The following is a 15,452-nucleotide window of genomic DNA, read 5'->3' on the forward strand; positions in this document are numbered from 1 at the left end:
CGGAGTAGCCTGGAACGACGAATGAAGCAGCAAGACGCGCGACCCGGGTACCCAGTCCGCGGCCGGCCCGGCCGGTGCGGATCGTGTGGATGCCGCGAGTCACGGGGAAGACACGGGTCCCCACCATGAACAACGTACGTCGGCTCGAACCAGGGGCGAATCCCGTGTTCGCGGCGTGGGAACGGTTCGTGCGGGGCGAAGATCCCGTTCCGGGTGTGCGGCCCGTGGTGGCGATCTCGTGGCACCGCTGCCGAGAGCAGTACCGGGTGGATCCGTATCTGAAGGCGGCCCCGGTGGCCGTCGCGGAGCGTGACCATTCGCCCGAACACGACGTCGTCTTCACCGAGCTGGGCTTTCATGCCGCCGCGGTGTCCCACGAAGTCGCCGACTTCGGTGGCGTCGTCACGGTCACCGACGCCACCGGCCGGATCCTCGCCGAGTGGGGCGACCCCGCCACGTTCGCCAGAGCCGCCGACGCCAACATGGCGCCCTGGTTCTGCTGGTCGGAGTGCGCGGCGGGCACGAACGGCATGGGCACCGCGCTCGAGACGCACGGCCCGGTCCTGATCAGGGGCGCGGAGCACTGGTGCCGGTCGTTCCACAACTGGTTCTGTGGGGGCATCGCCGTGCGTAACGTGGTGACCGGTGAGCCGATCGCCTGCCTGAACCTGTCGTGCTGGCGCACGCAACTTCCCGCGTCGACGGGCCGGTGGCTGGCGAACGCGGCCGCCAAGACCCAGCGCACGCTGAAGGAGCGCGCCCGGGACAGCGGCGCCGAGCTGGTCGCCGCCTACACCCAGGCCAGGACCCACTCCAGCGCGCCGCTCGCCGTGATGGACACAGCGGGCAAGGTGGTGATCGCCGACGACACGGCAAGCGTGCTCATGGGCGTCCCGGCATCGACCCCGGCGATCGACGCCACGCTGCGATGGAATCCCGGACTGCCGGAACTGATCAGAGCCGTTCGCTATGCCGGCAAACAGGCGGCCCACAACCGGGACTGGGTCGGCTCGACGCAGATCTTCCCCCACCTCGCCGAGGAGCCGACCTCGATCAGCATCCGGCCGGTCTTTTCGTCCGGGCACCCGATCGGAAACCTGGTGTTCTTCGGAGCCTTCGACGGAGAGTGGCTGCCGCCCGAGCAGGACCGGACGCAGCGCCGGGAGCTGCCGCACCGGCTGATCGCGATACGCGACAACCGGATGGTGCTGTTGCGGTTGTCCGAGGTCTTCTTCGCGGAATCGGAGGGGAACGACGTGTGGCTGGCCACCGCCCGGGGACGATTGCGAGCCGCCTCCCAGAGCCTGGACAAGCTCGACGGTGAACTGGCGGATGCCGGGTTCCTGCGGGTGCACCGCCGTTATGTGGTCAACCTCGGGCGCGTCCGGGAAATCGAGCGCGGGCTCAAGGGCGAACTGCTTCTGATCATGGAGAACGAAGCGCGCGAGACCGTACCGGTGTCGCGGCGGAACGCCCCGGCCGTCCGCCGGGCGCTGGACATCTGAGGTTCCGGCGCGAGGAGGGATACCAGTGTCTGACAGTCCGGACACCGTCGGCGAGACGAACGACGTGAGCGCGGGTGGCCTCGGCCTCCCGGGCTCGGCCGGACGCGCCAGTCGCCCGGCCACGGCAGCGGCCAACCGTGACTGGTGGCCGGACCGGCTCGACCTGAAGATCCTCCGGAAACATCCCGCCACGGCGAACCCTCTGGGAGCGGACTTCGACTACGCCGCGGAGTTCCGGACCCTCGACCTCGACGCCCTGGCCAAGGACGTCGACGAGGTGCTGACGACCTCGCAGCCGTGGTGGCCGGCCGACTTCGGCCACTACGGGCCGCTCGTGCTCCGCATGGTGTGGCACTGCGCCGGGACCTACCGCGTCGACGACGGCCGGGGCGGTGCGGCCACGGGCATGCAGCGCTTCGCGCCGCAGAACAGTTGGCCGGACAATCGCAATCTCGACAAGGCACGCCGGCTGCTCTGGCCGGTGAAAAAGAAGTACGGCCGGAAGATCTCCTGGGCCGACCTGATGGTCTTCGCGGGCAACCGCGCGCTGGAGACGATGGGATTCAAGACCTTCGGGTTCGCCGGTGGCCGGACGGACGTCTGGGAGTCCGACGAGGACGTCTACTGGGGTCCCGAGCGCGCCTGGCTCGGCGACGAGCGCCACAGCGGCGTCCGGGAGCTGGAAAGACCGCTGGCCGCCGACCAGATGGGGCTCATCTACGTCAACCCGGAGGGCCCGAACACGGTTCCGGATCCGCTCACCGCCGCCCGGGACATCCGCGAGACCTTCCGGCGCATGGCGATGAACGACGAGGAGACCGTCGCGCTGATCGCGGGCGGCCACACGTTCGGAAAGACCCACGGCGCGGCCGATCCGGCCACCTACCTCGGCCCGGAACCCGAGGGCGCCGGTCTCGAAGAGCAGGGCCTGGGCTGGAAAAGCGGTTACCGCACAGGCAAGGGCCCGGACGCCATCTCCAGCGGGCTCGAGGGCACGTGGACGCCGACGCCGACGAAGTGGGACAACAGCTTCTTCGAGACCCTGTTCGGCTACGAGTGGGTGCTGGAACTGAGCCCGGCCGGTTTGTGGCAATGGATCCCGAAAGACGGTGGCGGGGCCGGCACCGTGCCGGACGCCCACGACCCGTCGAAGACCCACGGCCCGACGATCCTCACCACGGACCTCGCGCTGCGCACGGACCCGGTCTACGAACCGATCGCGCGGCGCTTCCTGGAGCATCCGGACCTGCTGGCGGATGCGTTCGCCCGGGTGTGGTTCAAGCTGACCCACCTCGACCTGGGCCCGGTCCAGCGTTACCTCGGCCCGCTGGTGCCGGAGGAGACCCTGCTGTGGCAGGACCCGGTCCCCGCCGTGGACCACGAACTCGCCGGCCCCGCGGACATCACCACGCTCAAGAGCCGGATCCTCGCCTCCGGGCTCACGGTCGCCCAACTCGTGTCCACCGCATGGGCATCGGCCTCGACGTTCCGCATCAGCGACAAGCGGGGCGGGGCGAACGGGGCTCGCGTTCGTCTCCGGCCGCAACGCGACTGGCCGGTCAACGACCCCGGCACGCTGACGCGGGTGCTGAGCGTCCTGGAAGGAATCCAGGAGTCCTTCAACAACTCGTCCACCGGAGGCACGAAGATTTCGTTGGCGGACCTGATCGTGCTCGGCGGATGCGCGGCCGTGGAGCAGGCCGCCCGGAACGCCGGCCACGATGTCGAAGTCCCGTTCATTCCGGGACGCACCGACGCCACGCAGGAATGGACCGACGTGGAGTCCTTCGCCGCGCTCGAACCGACCGCGGACGGGTTCCGTAACTACCAAGGGAAAGGCCACCGGCTTCCACCCGAGCGGCTGCTGGTCGACCGGGCGAACCTGCTGGACCTGAGCGCGCCCGAGATGACCGTCCTCGTCGGCGGGCTGCGCGTGCTCGGCGCGAATCATCACCAGTCCCCGCTGGGCGTCTTCACCTCCCGGCCCGGGTGGCTGACCAACGACTTCTTCGTGAACCTGCTGGACCGGAACACGAAATGGATACCGACTTCCGGGTCTTCTCCGGACGCGGAAACCTTCGAGGGCCGCGACATCGTCACCGGCGAGGTCAGGTGGGCCGGCAGCCGGGTCGATCTCGTCTTCGGTTCGAACTCGGAGCTGCGCGCGCTCGCCGAGGTCTACGCGAGCGACGACGCCGGAGAGAAGTTCGTGCGGGACTTCGTCACCGCCTGGGACAAGGTCATGAACCTCGACCGGTTCGATCTCGTCTGATTCCGCGTCTCTCCCAGCGGTGCGATATCGGGTGTGAACGGTAGCCGGTGACAGGCGAACGGCATTGGCTCCTCGCACCCGGTTTCCCGCGCTTGTCGGCGTTGTTCACCGGGCGTAGCGTTCGATTCGGCGGCCGATTCACAATCGGATATCGAAAGCCGATAAATGCTTCGGCTCGATTCGGAGATTTTTTACCTGGGCCGCGACAGGCGCGGGTGCGCCGGTGTCCGAAGCAGACGGAGATCCGGGAGGAGGGTGAAGCCCGATGACGACCATGCAGGAGCGAACCGAGCTGCTGAACAGGATCGGGTTGGACGCCCAGAACAAGGCAGGGCTGGGCTCGGTACTGGGGACCGGAAGGATCGGGCAGGCCGAAGAGGGACCGGACGGCCGGATGCGGGCGACCATTCGCATCCATCCGGACGAGTTGACCTGGGATCCCGATATTCTGGTCATGCCACACGGCGGGGATATCGATCTCGAACTCGTCAATGACGACATGAACACACACTGTGCGCTCCTGCCGAGCAATGGCGATCGAAAGTTCATCTGGCTGGTGAACCATTCACGGGGCCGGGCGACGCTGAATCTGGACGGGCCGGGCTACTACTGGTACAGCTCACCCACCGGTAATGACGAGGGCCGCGGGCTGACCGGCGCCATCGTCGTCCTGGGAGACGTGCCGCCGGAAGCCCGTCTCGACCGACCCGCACAGCCACGGCCGTAGAGAGGAGGACGACATGACGACCGCCGACTATGTCGACGCGGGCGAGGCTATCGACCAGGGAAACCTGAGCGGTAAGGTCCCCGGCGGTGATGTCGCGCCGCCGGTCACGGCGGGCCTCAATTACGAGCGCATTCTCAATGCTCGCGAAGAGCCGCAGAACTGGCTCACCTATTACGGTGCGTACAACGGCCAGCGGTACAGCCCGCTGGACCAGATCAACACGGAAACCGTCAAGCACCTCGTGCCCGCCTGGGTCTTCCAGGCCGGTATGACCGGTCTGATCGCGGGCGCGTCGACGTATTCGTTCGAGGCCGCCCCGATCGTCGTCGACGGGGTCATGTTCCTGTCCGGCTGGGACGGTTGGGTCTGGGCCCTCGACGCGAAGACCGGTACCGAGATCTGGCGGTACAAGCACGCGGTGCCCTTCGACGTTTCGCTGTGTTGCGGGAACGTCAACCGCGGGGTCGCCGTCGCGCAGGGAAAGGTCTTCTTCGTCACGGCGAACGCGCGGGTACTGGCGCTCGACGCCACCACTGGCAAGAAGATCTGGGACAAGACCTACGGAGACGTGCGGGCCGGAGAGAGCGCCACGCTCGCGCCGCTGGTGGTCAAGAACATGGTCATCGTCGGGAGTTCCGGCGGTGAGTTCGGTGTGCGCGGCCACCTCGACGCCTTCGATCTCGAGACCGGCGAGCACCAGTGGCGCTGCTACACGGTGCCGAAGCCCGGCGAGCCGGGCTCGGAAACCTGGCCCGCGGACGGCGAAGCCTGGGCGCGAGGCGGAGCGAACTGCTGGATCACCGGCTCGTTCGACCCGGAGACGAACCTTCTCTACGTCGGCACCGGCAACCCGGCGCCCGACTTCGACGGCGAGGTCCGGGAGGGTGACAACCTCTACACCGACAGCATCATCGCCGTCGACGTGGACGACGGCCGGATCCGCTGGCACTACCAGTGCACCCCGCACGATGTGTGGGACTACGACAGCATCGCCGAATGCATCCTGTTCGAACAGGACGGGCGCAAGTTGCTCGGGCACTTCGACAAGAACGGCTACTTCTTCGTCGTGGATCGCACGAACGGCAAGTTGGTCCAGGCCACCCCCTTCGTGGACCGGATCGACTGGGGCGCGATCACCCGGGACGGTCAGGTGACCCGCAAGAGGTATCCGGAGAAGGAAGGAGAACCGGTCCACTTCTACCCGGGTCCGGCCGGCGCCAAGGAATGGACCCACGCGGCCTACAGCCCGAAGACCGGCCTCTTCTACGTCCCGGTCCAGGACACCGGCGCGACCGCCACGCGGCGGCGCCGGGAGTTCAAGGAAAGCATTCCTTACTGGGGCGCGGGTGTCGCCGTGGACATCGAGGACATGACCGGCTCCATCAGCGCGTTCGACGCGAACGGCGAGGAGAAGTGGCGCTGGCGCAACGAACTCCCGATGTGCGCCTCCGTGCTCGCCACCGGCGGGGACCTGGTGTTCGCCGGCGAACCGTCCGGTGAGTTCAACGCGCTCGACGCGCGCACGGGAGAACTGTTGTGGCAGTTCCAGTGTGGAAGCGGCCACCACAGCAGCCCGACCACCTACGAGGTCGAGGGGCGGCAGTACATCGCCGTACCGGTCGGCTGGGGCGGCTGGGCCGAAGGGTTCCTCCCCGGCATGCTCGGCGCGGGGCACGGCAGCGCCCTGATCGTCTTCGCCCTTCCGGAAGAGGCGTAGCGCGTGGCCGGAGCCCGGCCGCGATTCGGGCAGGAAGGAGGTGAATCCATGGAGTCCGAACTGACTGTGTGGGAGACACCCGAGTTCGACGAGATTCCCGTCGCGCCCGAGGTGACCATGTACATCGCTCAACTGGAGGACTAGCCGATGGACGTGGTGGGCGCCGGTCAGGCGCCCACCACGGGCTGGAGGACGAGCATGTTGTTGCGAGTACTGGGATCGGGAGCCGGGGGCGGTTCTCCACAGTGGAACTGTGACTGTCCGGTGTGTACCGCTGTCCGCTCCGGGGCCGCTCCGGCGCGCACCCAGTCGTCGGTCGCGGTCAGCGCCGACCGGCGCGAGTGGTTTCTCCTCAACGCTTCCCCGGACGTCCGCGCCCAGATCGAGGCCTTTCCCGATCTACACCCGCGCGAAGGCCGGGCAACGCCGTTGGAGGCGGTGCTGCTCACCGACGCCGAGCTGGACCACACACTCGGTCTGCTGTTGCTACGCGAGGCCCGCGCCCTACGGCTTTACGCGACGCCCGCGATGCACAAGACACTGTGTGACGGCTCGGGTTTACTGCGCACACTGGAGCGCTACTGCCAGGTCGAGTGGCGGGCTGTGGTCCCCGACGCCGACGTCACCCTCGCCGAAGGACTGTCCTGCCACGCTTTCGACGCACCGACCACCAAGCCGGACCGGTTCGGCCAAGAACCGGGCCACGGTCGCGTCGTTGGCTACCGGCTGACCGACGAGCGCGGCGGGGGAACGCTGGTGTATCTGCCTGGCGTCCAGGCGCTGACACCGGCAGTGCGCACGGAGATCGCGGGCATCGACTGCCTGCTGATCGACGGAACCTGCTGGCGCGACGACGAACTGATCCGGTTGGGCCTTTCCGGCAGGACTTCCCGGGAGATGGGCCACCTGCCTCTCGACGGCCCGGACGGCACGCTGGCCCGGCTTCCCTCGCTGGGCGTGCGGCGGACGATCTTCGTGCACCTGAACAACACCAACCCGATCCTGCTCGAAGACACCCCAGAGCGGCGCATCGTGGCGGACAGCGGCATGGAGGTGGCCGTGGACGGACTCGAGGTCGAGGTGTAGCGCGATGACGACAGCGAACCGCACCACCGTGACCACGCCTACCGGCGACTTCGTCCACGCGTTGCGGTCCCATGCGCGGCGATACCACGACCAGCACCCGTTCCATGTCCGGATGAACGCCGGCAGGCTGAGCCGCCGGCAGATCCGGGGCTGGGTGGCCAATCGCTTCTACTACCAGGAGAACATCCCCCGCAAGGACGCGGCGATCCTGTCCAACTGTCCCGACATCGAGGTCCGCCGTCGCTGGATACGCCGGATCACCGACCATGACGGCGGAAACCCGGGGGAAGGCGGTATCGAGGCGTGGTTGCGCCTCGGCGAGGCCGTGGGGCTGGCCCGTGAAGCGGTGACCGACCACCGGTATCTGATCCCCGGGGTGCGGTTCGCGGTCGACGCCTACGTGAACTTCGCCCGGACCCGCCCGTGGACGGAAGCGGTGGCGTCTTCCCTCACCGAACTGTTCGCGCCCGACCTGATGGCACGGCGGCTCGCCGCCTTCGAACGGTGGTACCCGTGGATCGACCCCGAGGGCCTCTCCTATTTCCGTGCCCGCCTCGATCAGGCGCCCCGCGATTGCGAACACGCTCTCGAGGTGGTCACCACGCACTGTCTGTCCGCCGAGTCCCAGGCGCGCGCCGTCGACGCGCTGTCGTTCAAGTGCGACGTCCTGTGGAGCCTGATGGACGCGATCGACCAGGCCTATCGGGAGTGACTGCCATGGACCCGGCTCTGGCGACGACCCGGACCGAGGTTTCCGCCTCGGACCGGCCCCGGCTGGCGCGCCACGTGCGGTTGACGTTCAGCCGCGCCCGGCAACGTCACGTCCTGCTGCACCCCGAGACAGTGGTGGTGTTGAACGGCAGCGGCGCGGCGATCCTCGAACTCTGTGACGGACGGCGCACCGTGGCCGAGATCGAAGCCGAACTGGGCGCGCGCTACCGGGAAGTCCCCGGCGAAGAAGTGCGGCGGTTCCTGACCCGGCTCGTCGCCCGGCGCTGGATGGAGCTCACCGATGGATAACCCCTTCGGACTGCTGGCCGAACTCACCTACCGCTGCCCACTGGCCTGCGCGTACTGCTCGAACCCGCTCAACATGGCCGACTACGCGGACGAATTGGCCACGGACGAGTGGCGGCGAGTACTGGTCGAGGCGCGCGACCTCGGCGTGCTGCAGTGTCACCTGTCCGGCGGGGAACCGCTGGTGCGCAACGACCTGGTGGAGATCGTGGCGGAAGCCCACGAGCTGGGGCTCTACACCAACCTTGTGACCAGCGCGCTCGGGCTCACGCGTGCGAAGGCGGAGCGACTGCGAGCCGCCGGTCTGGACCATGTGCAGGTCAGCATCCAGGCCGACGAACCCGGCCTGTCCGACCGGATCGCCGGGACCCCGTCCTTCCACCGCAAGATCGAGGCCATGCGGGTGGTCAAAGAACTGGACTGGCCGCTCACCGTGAACGTGGTGCTGCACCGGCGGAACATCGACCGCGTCGCCGAAGTGCTCACGCTTGCCGAGCAGGTGGGTGCCGACCGGGTGGAGCTGGCCAACACCCAGTACTACGGCTGGGCATGGCGCAACCGTGACCAGTTGCTGCCCAGCCGCGCCCAACTCGACGCGGCCGAGGCTGTCGTGCGGGCCGCCCGAAAGCGTTTGCGGGACCGCATGGACGTCATCTACGTCCTCCCCGACTACTACAGCCGCTACCCGAAGCCCTGCATGGGCGGCTGGGCCGCTCGGCAGTTGACCGTGACCCCGAACGGCGAAGTCCTGCCCTGTCCGGCCGCCCAGTCCCTGCCGTTGCCGAAGGCCAGCGTGCGCGTGGACCCGCTGGAGCGGATCTGGACCGACTCCCCGGTGATGACCGCCTTTCGCGGGACGGACTGGATGCCCGAACCATGCCGGAGCTGCGTGCGCCGTGAGGTGGACTTCGGGGGCTGCCGCTGCCAGGCCTTCCAGCTCACCGGCGACGCGGCCCGCACCGACCCGGTCTGCCACCTCTCCCCCGACCACGACCTGGTCGCCTCCGCGGTAAGGGCCGCCAACGCGGACTCGCGGCCGGACGATCGGCCGTTGATCCCTCGCCCGCACCGCGCTCGCGCGCCGACGGCCTGAGTCCGTGCCGGCCGGTCCCTTTTGCCCATCCGACTGTTCGAGGCAGGTGGTTCGATGATCGAGGTACTCGTTCTCGCGTTCTTCCTCAGCCTGGACAACTTCAGGTCGTCGATCGCCATCGGGACGATTCCCTTTCGCGTCCGTCGCGCCGTGCAGATCGCCATCGTGTTCGGCCTCTGGGATGGCCTGGCGCCACTGGTAGGAGGCGTGCTCGGCCGTTATGTCGGCGAGAAGATCGGGCCGATCACCCACTACGCGGGTCCCGCGTTGCTCGGCGCGTATGGTCTGTACCTTTTGGTTCTGGCGTTTCGGCGGCCCGTTCCGGAGAAGATCGATCAGCCGTGGGTGACGCTGTTCGGCATGCCGCTTTCCCTGAGCGTGGACAACCTGCTGGCCGGCACCGGATTGGGGCTGTTCGGGTTCTCCCCCTTCGTGCCCGCCGTGATCTTCGCGGTCACCACCGCGGTGATGTCGCTCGCCGGGTTGTGCATCGGGCGGTTCGCCGCGCGGCTGATCCCGATACGCGCGGACCTGGTGAGCGGAATTTCGCTCATCACCGCCGCGATCGTCCTGCCGACAGTGTTCTCGTGAACGACGGTATTTCTATTGCGCCTGATTTCGGCCCACCATAGCATCGGGCTCATGTACGTGAGCGTTGCCGCGGCCACGGGAATGGCATTGACGGCCGTTGGTATGGTCCTGACCCCGGGACCGAACATGATGTACCTGGTTTCCCGCAGCATCGGTCAGGGGCGTCGAGCCGGTCTCGTCTCGTTACTCGGTACCGGAATCGGGTTTGTGGTGTACCTCACGATGGCGAGCCTCGGCCTGGCGGTGGTCTTCGTCGCGGTTCCGTGGCTGTACATGGCTTTCAAGGCTGCTGGTGCGGTCTACCTCGCCTACCTCGCCTGGCAGGCGCTGCGCCCGGGCGGGACCGGGGTTTTCGAAACCCAGGTGCTGCCGCGGGATTCGAACTGGCGGCTTTTCCGGATGGGGCTGCTGACCAACCTGTTCAACCCCAAGGCCGCGATCATGTACCTGGCGCTGATCCCGCAGTTCGTCGACCCGCACCAGGGTCACCCGACAGCTCAGGGTTTCCTGCTGGGATCCATTCAGATCACGGTCAGCATGCTGGTCAACGCCACGATTGTGCTGGCCGCGGGCAGCCTGGCACGGTTCATGACCTCCCGGCCCCGGTGGACGATATGGCAGCGCCGGATCACGGGCACCCTGCTGGCGGCCGTCGCGGCCTTGCTGATCAGGGAAGTCCCCCAACGAGCCCGAGCCTAGCCCGCACCGTCACCCACCGCCACCCTCAACGGACACGCTTCGCGTGGCTGTTGTGCGTGTTGGAAAACCGGCATCGCGGTGGCCGAGGATCGTTACCCTGAAACGTTTTCCGGGGTTCGGGAGTGGCGCCGATGCGAAGGTGACAAGCCCCTAATCGATGGGGCCGCGGACGGTGAGGATCACCCTGACGACGTGTTCGACCGCGGACGGAAACAGCGCGCCGCGTAGCTCACCGCGGGCGGCGAGGTTCTGTGCGGCGAACTCCAGGACGTCGTCCCGGCTCGCGCGGCGGACGATGAGCGCGGCGATCTCCTCCAGTTCGAGGCCGGGATTGTCCAGTCGTGTCAACGCGAACTGGACCACCAGTTCGTCGTCGGTCATCGTCGCCCCCCTTCCGCACACGCCTCGAACGACCCGCGCCCTGGGTTATTCCTCATGGGCGGGGCGCAGTACCCGGCGCACGGCATCACGCAGCCACCGGTGGGCCCCGTCCGCGGTGTGACGCGGGTGCCAGGCCATCCCGATCGTAAGCGGTGGCAGCGGCAGCGGAATGTCCAGCAGGCGCAATCCCAGTGCGTGTGCCGCGTCGCTGAGTGGTGAAGGGGGCTCGTCCGGCAACGCGGTGGGCACGAGGCAGACCACGTCGCCGGCCGCGGCCAGCGCCATCGCCGCCAGATGCCCGGGCAGGACGGCACTGACCCGCCGGCTGAGCCCTTGCTCGGCCAGGGCCGAGTCCAGCGGCCCGGTGAACCGGCCCCTGCGGCTGACAGCCACGTGTTCGGCCGCGGCCAGCCTCGCGGCCGTCAGGGTTCCTTCGGCGAGCGGGTGCCCTGCCCGGACACCGGCCGCCATCCGCAGCGTGACCAATTCTTCGACCCGCGTCTCCGGATCGACGTGATCGATGGCCCCGAGCTCCAGATCGATCCGGCCTTCACGCAGCGCGGGACCCGCCTCCCACTCCTCGGCCAGCACTCGCAACGAGACGCCCGGCGCCCGGCGGCGGGCCAGCCCGAGCACGCCCGGCGCCAGCGCCATGCCGACCAGGTCCGATGCCTGGACGGTGAAGGTGCGCCGCAGTACGGCGGGGTCGATTCCACCGCTCGGGGTGAGCAAGGCCTCCAGCCTGCGCACCACGGCGGTGGCCTCGTCCCGCAGCGCCTCGGCGCGAGGTGTCGGCACCATCGCCTGTCCGGCCCGCACCAGGAGCGGATCCTGGAGCACCCGGCGCAGCCGTGCCAGGGTGCGGCTCATCGCCGCGGGCGAGGTGCGCAACCGAGCGGCGGCGCGGGTGACGCTCTGCTCGGTCAACAACGCGTCGAGTGCGACGGCGAGGTTGGCATCGAGGTTCGGTACCGGGCTGTTCACCTGCATAATTCCGTTTCTGACAATAATTGGTTGCTGAAGTTCCCATTGTGACAATGCGGTTCTGGTCGGCACGATCAAGGGGTCGTACCGATCCCCCACAGACCGCGAGGTTTTCATGATCGTCATTACCGCCCCCACCGGGAACATCGGCCGGCGGCTGCTGTCGCTGCTGGTCGAGGCCGCGCCCGCACGCGGGGAGGAGTTGCGCGTCGTGGTCCGCGACCCGGCCCGGCTCCCCGAGGCCGTGCGCGGACAGGTCGAAGTGGTCACCGGCTCGCACGGCGACGCCGCGACCGTCGAGCGCGCCTTCGCCGGTGCCGACGCCGTGTTCTGGCTGGTACCGCCGGACGCCTCGGTCACCCCCGACGACGCGTACAGCGGCTTCACCCGCCCGGCCGCACGGGCGTTCGCCACCCACGGCGTCGGCCACGTCGTCGGCGTCTCGGCACTCGGCCGCGGCACCCCGCAGGCCGCCCAGGCCGGGCTGGTCACCGCCTCACTGGCCATGGACGACCTGATCGCGGGCTCCGGCGTCGCCTACCGCGCCCTGGCCAACCCGTCCTTCTTCGAGAACCTGCTGGAGGAGGCCGATTCGATCCGCGAGAACGGCGTCTTCACCGACACCGCCGCCGCGGACCGTCCCGCTCCGATGGTGGCCGTCGCCGACATCGCCGCGACGGCGGCCGGGCTGCTGCTGGACCGCTCCTGGACCGGTGTGGGCAGTATTCCGGTGCTCGGCCCGCAGGACCTCTCCCCCAACGACCTGGCCCGCATCATGACCGAGGAGCTGGGCCGTCCGGTCCGCTACCGGCGCCAGTCGCTCGACGAACTGCGGACCAGCATGCTCGGCCACGGCCTCAACGAGGCCTTCGTCGAGGCCATGGTCGAGATGAAACGCGCCAAGGACCGGGGCCTGGACGCAGGCTTCGACCGCTCGCTTCAGACAGGCCCGGCCACCGAATTCACGCAGTGGTGCGCCCGGACTCTCAAGCCCGCCGTCCTCGCCACGCCGGAGGCAGTCGATGCCCACTGACCGCACCGAGTCGCCGGTCACCGCGTTCATATTGGTCAAGACCACGCCGGAGTGGCTGGCGATGACCGTGGCCGAACGCGTCCAAGCCTTCACCACCCAGGTCGTCCCGGTGATCGAGGCCCGCACCCACGGCGTCCGTTCCCGTTTCTACGACACGGAGTTCTACTCGGCGAGGGTCACCGACATCTGGGTCTGGGAGGCGGACGACCACGACGCCTACCGACTGCTGATCGACGCGCTGCGCGAAACCCCCTTCTGGGACCGCTACTTCACTGTCGTGGACCTGCTCGTGGGCATCGAGAACGGCTACGCCCGCACCTACGATCTGGAACCGGCGGCCACCCTCGCCACCTGACCTCCCGGCGCTCAGCCGAGGCTGAGGTGAGTTTGGCCCGGACGAAGCGTGGGACCGCAGTTGTTCGTCCAGCCCGGCGCGGTCAGGGTGGGCATGTTCATCGCACGGTCGACCCGCGCCGTGTTCCGTTGCGCGTAAGCACGGAGTTCGTCAAGGACGGCCGAGTCGGGTACCGCGTCCTTGCGAACCCAGTCACCGCCGGGAAAACCCATCGGGTCCGGGGAGTCGAAGATCTGGTCGTAGTCGCGGGCCATGCGAGGATCGACGGAGAGGCGATGCCACTCGGTACCGTGCGTATGGATGGTGATGAAGGTCGGTTTGACTTCGTCGTACACGTAGTCGCGCAGGCCTGCCGGGTTGTTGTCGTGGATGTAGTCGGCGATCTTGGAGTCGGCGAGCCCGCCCAGATCGACCAGGTGCAGCCGGCTGGTCATCGAGGACCCGCCGAGATCGGCCAGCAGCAGGGAGGCTTGACGGGCACCGATCAGGTCCGCGTAGGCGTTGAAGGTTCTGCCGTAGCGGTCGGCGACCGCGCAGGCGGGGAAGGTCGGTGCCGCCCTGAACCGCTCGGATTGATCCGCGAAGGACACGGCTGACGGGATCAACGCGACGGCCAGCGCCGCCGCGAGCAGGGTGCGGGTGCGGACACGGGCCTGGCGCAATACTTCGGTCACGGCGAGCGCGCTGATCAGCGCGCCCAACGCCCAGACCGGGGTCGCGAAGCGGTAGGACCCCATCCAGTCCGGTCTCAGGACCGCGTAGGCGGCCAGAGCTATGGCAAGCGGTACGAGCAGCGCGATGAGCCCCCGTCGCCACTGCACCGCCCCGGCCAGCGCGAGCCCGATGACCGAAGCGAGCACGAGCACGGCGAGCGCACCGGCATAGCCGACCAGATCGCCGGTCCGGGTGAAGGTTGCGATTCCGGGAGCGTCCTGCCCCTTGGCCACCGTGGGGTTCGACAGCAGGCGGCCGAATTCGAAATAGCGCCAACAGAAGTAGGCACCGGTGAGAACCGCGAAGGCGGCGACGGAGAGCCCGATCCGACGCAGGCTCTCCCGGATGGTGCTCCGGCGCAGCCAGATCAGGACGACCACCGGATAGGCGGCGCCGTAGCTGAGGCCTTCCGGCCGGGTGAGTGCGGCGAAAGCGGCGAGCCCACCGGCCGCCAGCGCGACCCGTGCCGCCAGCAGGCGATCGTCCAGTACGGCACGGAACAACAACACGGCCAACGAGACGACCACCAGCGCGTAAAGGGAGTTCTCCAGTCCGGAAAAACACCAGATCACGAAGGAGGGAATCGCCGCCAGCGTGGCCCCGAACAGCGACGTCACCACCCAGGCGCGCTTCGTCACCCTGCGCGCGGCCAGGTGGCCGGCCGCGAGAATCCCGGCGCAGCACAGCAACGCGAGCATTTTGGGGAAGAGGATGTAGTCGGGTAACCCGAAGATGGTTCCGTGGTCGAACAACCCGAGTAGCCGTCCGGCAGCCAGCAGGGCCAGCCAGGTCGGGTCGGAATACGCTTCCACCGGCACCGCGCCGGGCTGCACCACCGGACCGAGTCCCTCGGACAGGTTACGGGCATAGGCGAACGTGATGGCGGCGTCGTCCACCATCCACCCACCGTAACGAGAGGCGTGCAAGGCGATCAGTGCCGTCCCGGCGGCCACCGAAAGCCAGGCGGGCATGCTGGTGCGCCACCTGGCCCGCGGCTTCCTTTCGTCCGTTTTCTCCGGCGCTACGTCAATGCTGTCCGTTCCGGACACGGTGAGCGTCATGAAGAGTGGTCCTCCGGGCCAGGCGCGCTGCCGGCCGAGGTGAGGGCCGACTTGTCTGTCGTCATGCCGGTGTGTTCCCGGCCGCCCGGCGAGCGTTGCGTTAGTGGTCCAGGTCACGATCGGCCGCGAAGTCCGGGGACTGGTTCGGTCCCCGTGACGAGGCGAATTTCCGCAATGGTCAGCAGAGGGGTCACCGGATTTCCGGAATGGACCGCAA

Annotated in this window: 16 protein-coding genes; 13 read left to right on the forward strand and 3 right to left on the reverse strand. The window is 68.3% G+C overall.

The features are described 5' to 3' along the window. Nucleotides 1-125 precede the first annotated feature (125 nt). From ACFSXZ_RS28325 to ACFSXZ_RS28375, 11 genes are all read left to right on the forward strand, one after another. Nucleotides 126-1,505 carry a DNA-binding protein gene (locus ACFSXZ_RS28325; RefSeq protein ID WP_378268268.1) on the forward strand — a complete coding sequence of 460 codons (1,380 nt, stop codon included), beginning with the start codon at nucleotides 126-128 and terminating at the stop codon, nucleotides 1,503-1,505. A 25-nt stretch (nucleotides 1,506-1,530) separates the two neighbouring features. Then, nucleotides 1,531-3,777, forward strand: coding sequence for a catalase/peroxidase HPI (gene katG / locus ACFSXZ_RS28330; RefSeq protein ID WP_378268269.1), 2,247 nt, complete (start codon nucleotides 1,531-1,533; stop codon nucleotides 3,775-3,777). 265 nt (nucleotides 3,778-4,042) lie between these two features. Then, on the forward strand, nucleotides 4,043-4,504 hold the full coding sequence (locus tag ACFSXZ_RS28335; protein ID WP_378268270.1) for an MSMEG_3727 family PQQ-associated protein: 462 nt from the start codon (nucleotides 4,043-4,045) through the stop codon (nucleotides 4,502-4,504). A 13-nt stretch (nucleotides 4,505-4,517) separates the two neighbouring features. Beyond that, nucleotides 4,518-6,221 (forward strand): PQQ-dependent dehydrogenase, methanol/ethanol family, encoded by a 1,704-nt coding sequence (locus ACFSXZ_RS28340; protein ID WP_378268271.1) that lies wholly within the window; start codon nucleotides 4,518-4,520, stop codon nucleotides 6,219-6,221. Between the two features lie 48 nt (nucleotides 6,222-6,269). Then, nucleotides 6,270-6,365 carry a pyrroloquinoline quinone precursor peptide PqqA gene (gene pqqA, locus ACFSXZ_RS28345; protein WP_378268272.1) on the forward strand — a complete coding sequence of 32 codons (96 nt, stop codon included), beginning with the start codon at nucleotides 6,270-6,272 and terminating at the stop codon, nucleotides 6,363-6,365. A 3-nt stretch (nucleotides 6,366-6,368) separates the two neighbouring features. Then, nucleotides 6,369-7,307 carry a pyrroloquinoline quinone biosynthesis protein PqqB gene (gene pqqB, locus ACFSXZ_RS28350; RefSeq protein ID WP_378268273.1) on the forward strand — a complete coding sequence of 313 codons (939 nt, stop codon included), beginning with the start codon at nucleotides 6,369-6,371 and terminating at the stop codon, nucleotides 7,305-7,307. Between the two features lie 4 nt (nucleotides 7,308-7,311). Further along, entirely contained in the window at nucleotides 7,312-8,019 is a 708-nt protein-coding gene (pqqC, locus tag ACFSXZ_RS28355) for a pyrroloquinoline-quinone synthase PqqC (protein ID WP_378268274.1), read from the forward strand. A gap of 5 nt (nucleotides 8,020-8,024) precedes the next feature. Beyond that, nucleotides 8,025-8,327, forward strand: a complete 303-nt coding sequence (pqqD, locus tag ACFSXZ_RS28360) for a pyrroloquinoline quinone biosynthesis peptide chaperone PqqD (protein WP_378268275.1) — start codon at nucleotides 8,025-8,027, stop codon at nucleotides 8,325-8,327. Beyond that, nucleotides 8,320-9,417: a pyrroloquinoline quinone biosynthesis protein PqqE gene (gene pqqE / locus ACFSXZ_RS28365; protein ID WP_378268276.1), complete on the forward strand. Its 1,098-nt coding sequence runs from the start codon at nucleotides 8,320-8,322 to the stop codon at nucleotides 9,415-9,417. The genes pqqD and pqqE overlap by 8 nt, the downstream gene beginning before the upstream one ends. A gap of 54 nt (nucleotides 9,418-9,471) precedes the next feature. Then, nucleotides 9,472-10,008, forward strand: coding sequence for a manganese efflux pump MntP (locus ACFSXZ_RS28370; RefSeq protein WP_378268277.1), 537 nt, complete (start codon nucleotides 9,472-9,474; stop codon nucleotides 10,006-10,008). Nucleotides 10,009-10,059: 51 nt separating this feature from the next. Further along, nucleotides 10,060-10,707: a LysE family translocator gene (locus ACFSXZ_RS28375; protein ID WP_378268278.1), complete on the forward strand. Its 648-nt coding sequence runs from the start codon at nucleotides 10,060-10,062 to the stop codon at nucleotides 10,705-10,707. A 150-nt stretch (nucleotides 10,708-10,857) separates the two neighbouring features. On the opposite strand, the gene ACFSXZ_RS28380 is transcribed toward ACFSXZ_RS28375, so the two are convergent. Both ACFSXZ_RS28380 and ACFSXZ_RS28385 read right to left on the reverse strand, forming a co-directional pair. Next, a complete protein-coding gene (locus tag ACFSXZ_RS28380; RefSeq protein WP_378268279.1) occupies nucleotides 10,858-11,088 on the reverse strand; it encodes a hypothetical protein in 231 nt (76 codons plus the stop codon). 45 nt (nucleotides 11,089-11,133) lie between these two features. Beyond that, on the reverse strand, nucleotides 11,134-12,072 hold the full coding sequence (locus ACFSXZ_RS28385) for a LysR family transcriptional regulator (protein ID WP_378268280.1): 939 nt from the start codon (nucleotides 12,070-12,072) through the stop codon (nucleotides 11,134-11,136). A gap of 115 nt (nucleotides 12,073-12,187) precedes the next feature. Here ACFSXZ_RS28385 and ACFSXZ_RS28390 point away from each other — a divergent pair, with 115 nt between their 5' ends. Together ACFSXZ_RS28390 and ACFSXZ_RS28395 are read left to right on the forward strand one after the other, a co-directional pair. Next, complete coding sequence (locus ACFSXZ_RS28390) at nucleotides 12,188-13,105, forward strand: NAD(P)H-binding protein (RefSeq protein WP_378268281.1); 918 nt, start codon at nucleotides 12,188-12,190, stop codon at nucleotides 13,103-13,105. Further along, on the forward strand, nucleotides 13,095-13,460 hold the full coding sequence (locus tag ACFSXZ_RS28395) for a darcynin family protein (protein ID WP_378268282.1): 366 nt from the start codon (nucleotides 13,095-13,097) through the stop codon (nucleotides 13,458-13,460). The genes ACFSXZ_RS28390 and ACFSXZ_RS28395 overlap by 11 nt, the downstream gene beginning before the upstream one ends. Nucleotides 13,461-13,471: 11 nt before the next feature. Here the strand turns inward: ACFSXZ_RS28395 and ACFSXZ_RS28400 are convergent, their stop codons facing one another. Further along, nucleotides 13,472-15,235, reverse strand: coding sequence for a hypothetical protein (locus tag ACFSXZ_RS28400; RefSeq protein ID WP_378268283.1), 1,764 nt, complete (start codon nucleotides 15,233-15,235; stop codon nucleotides 13,472-13,474). Nucleotides 15,236-15,452: the final 217 nt, after the last annotated feature.

Source organism: Amycolatopsis pigmentata (genome assembly GCF_042684065.1).
Taxonomy (GTDB): Bacteria; Actinomycetota; Actinomycetes; order Mycobacteriales; family Pseudonocardiaceae; genus Amycolatopsis_E; species Amycolatopsis_E pigmentata.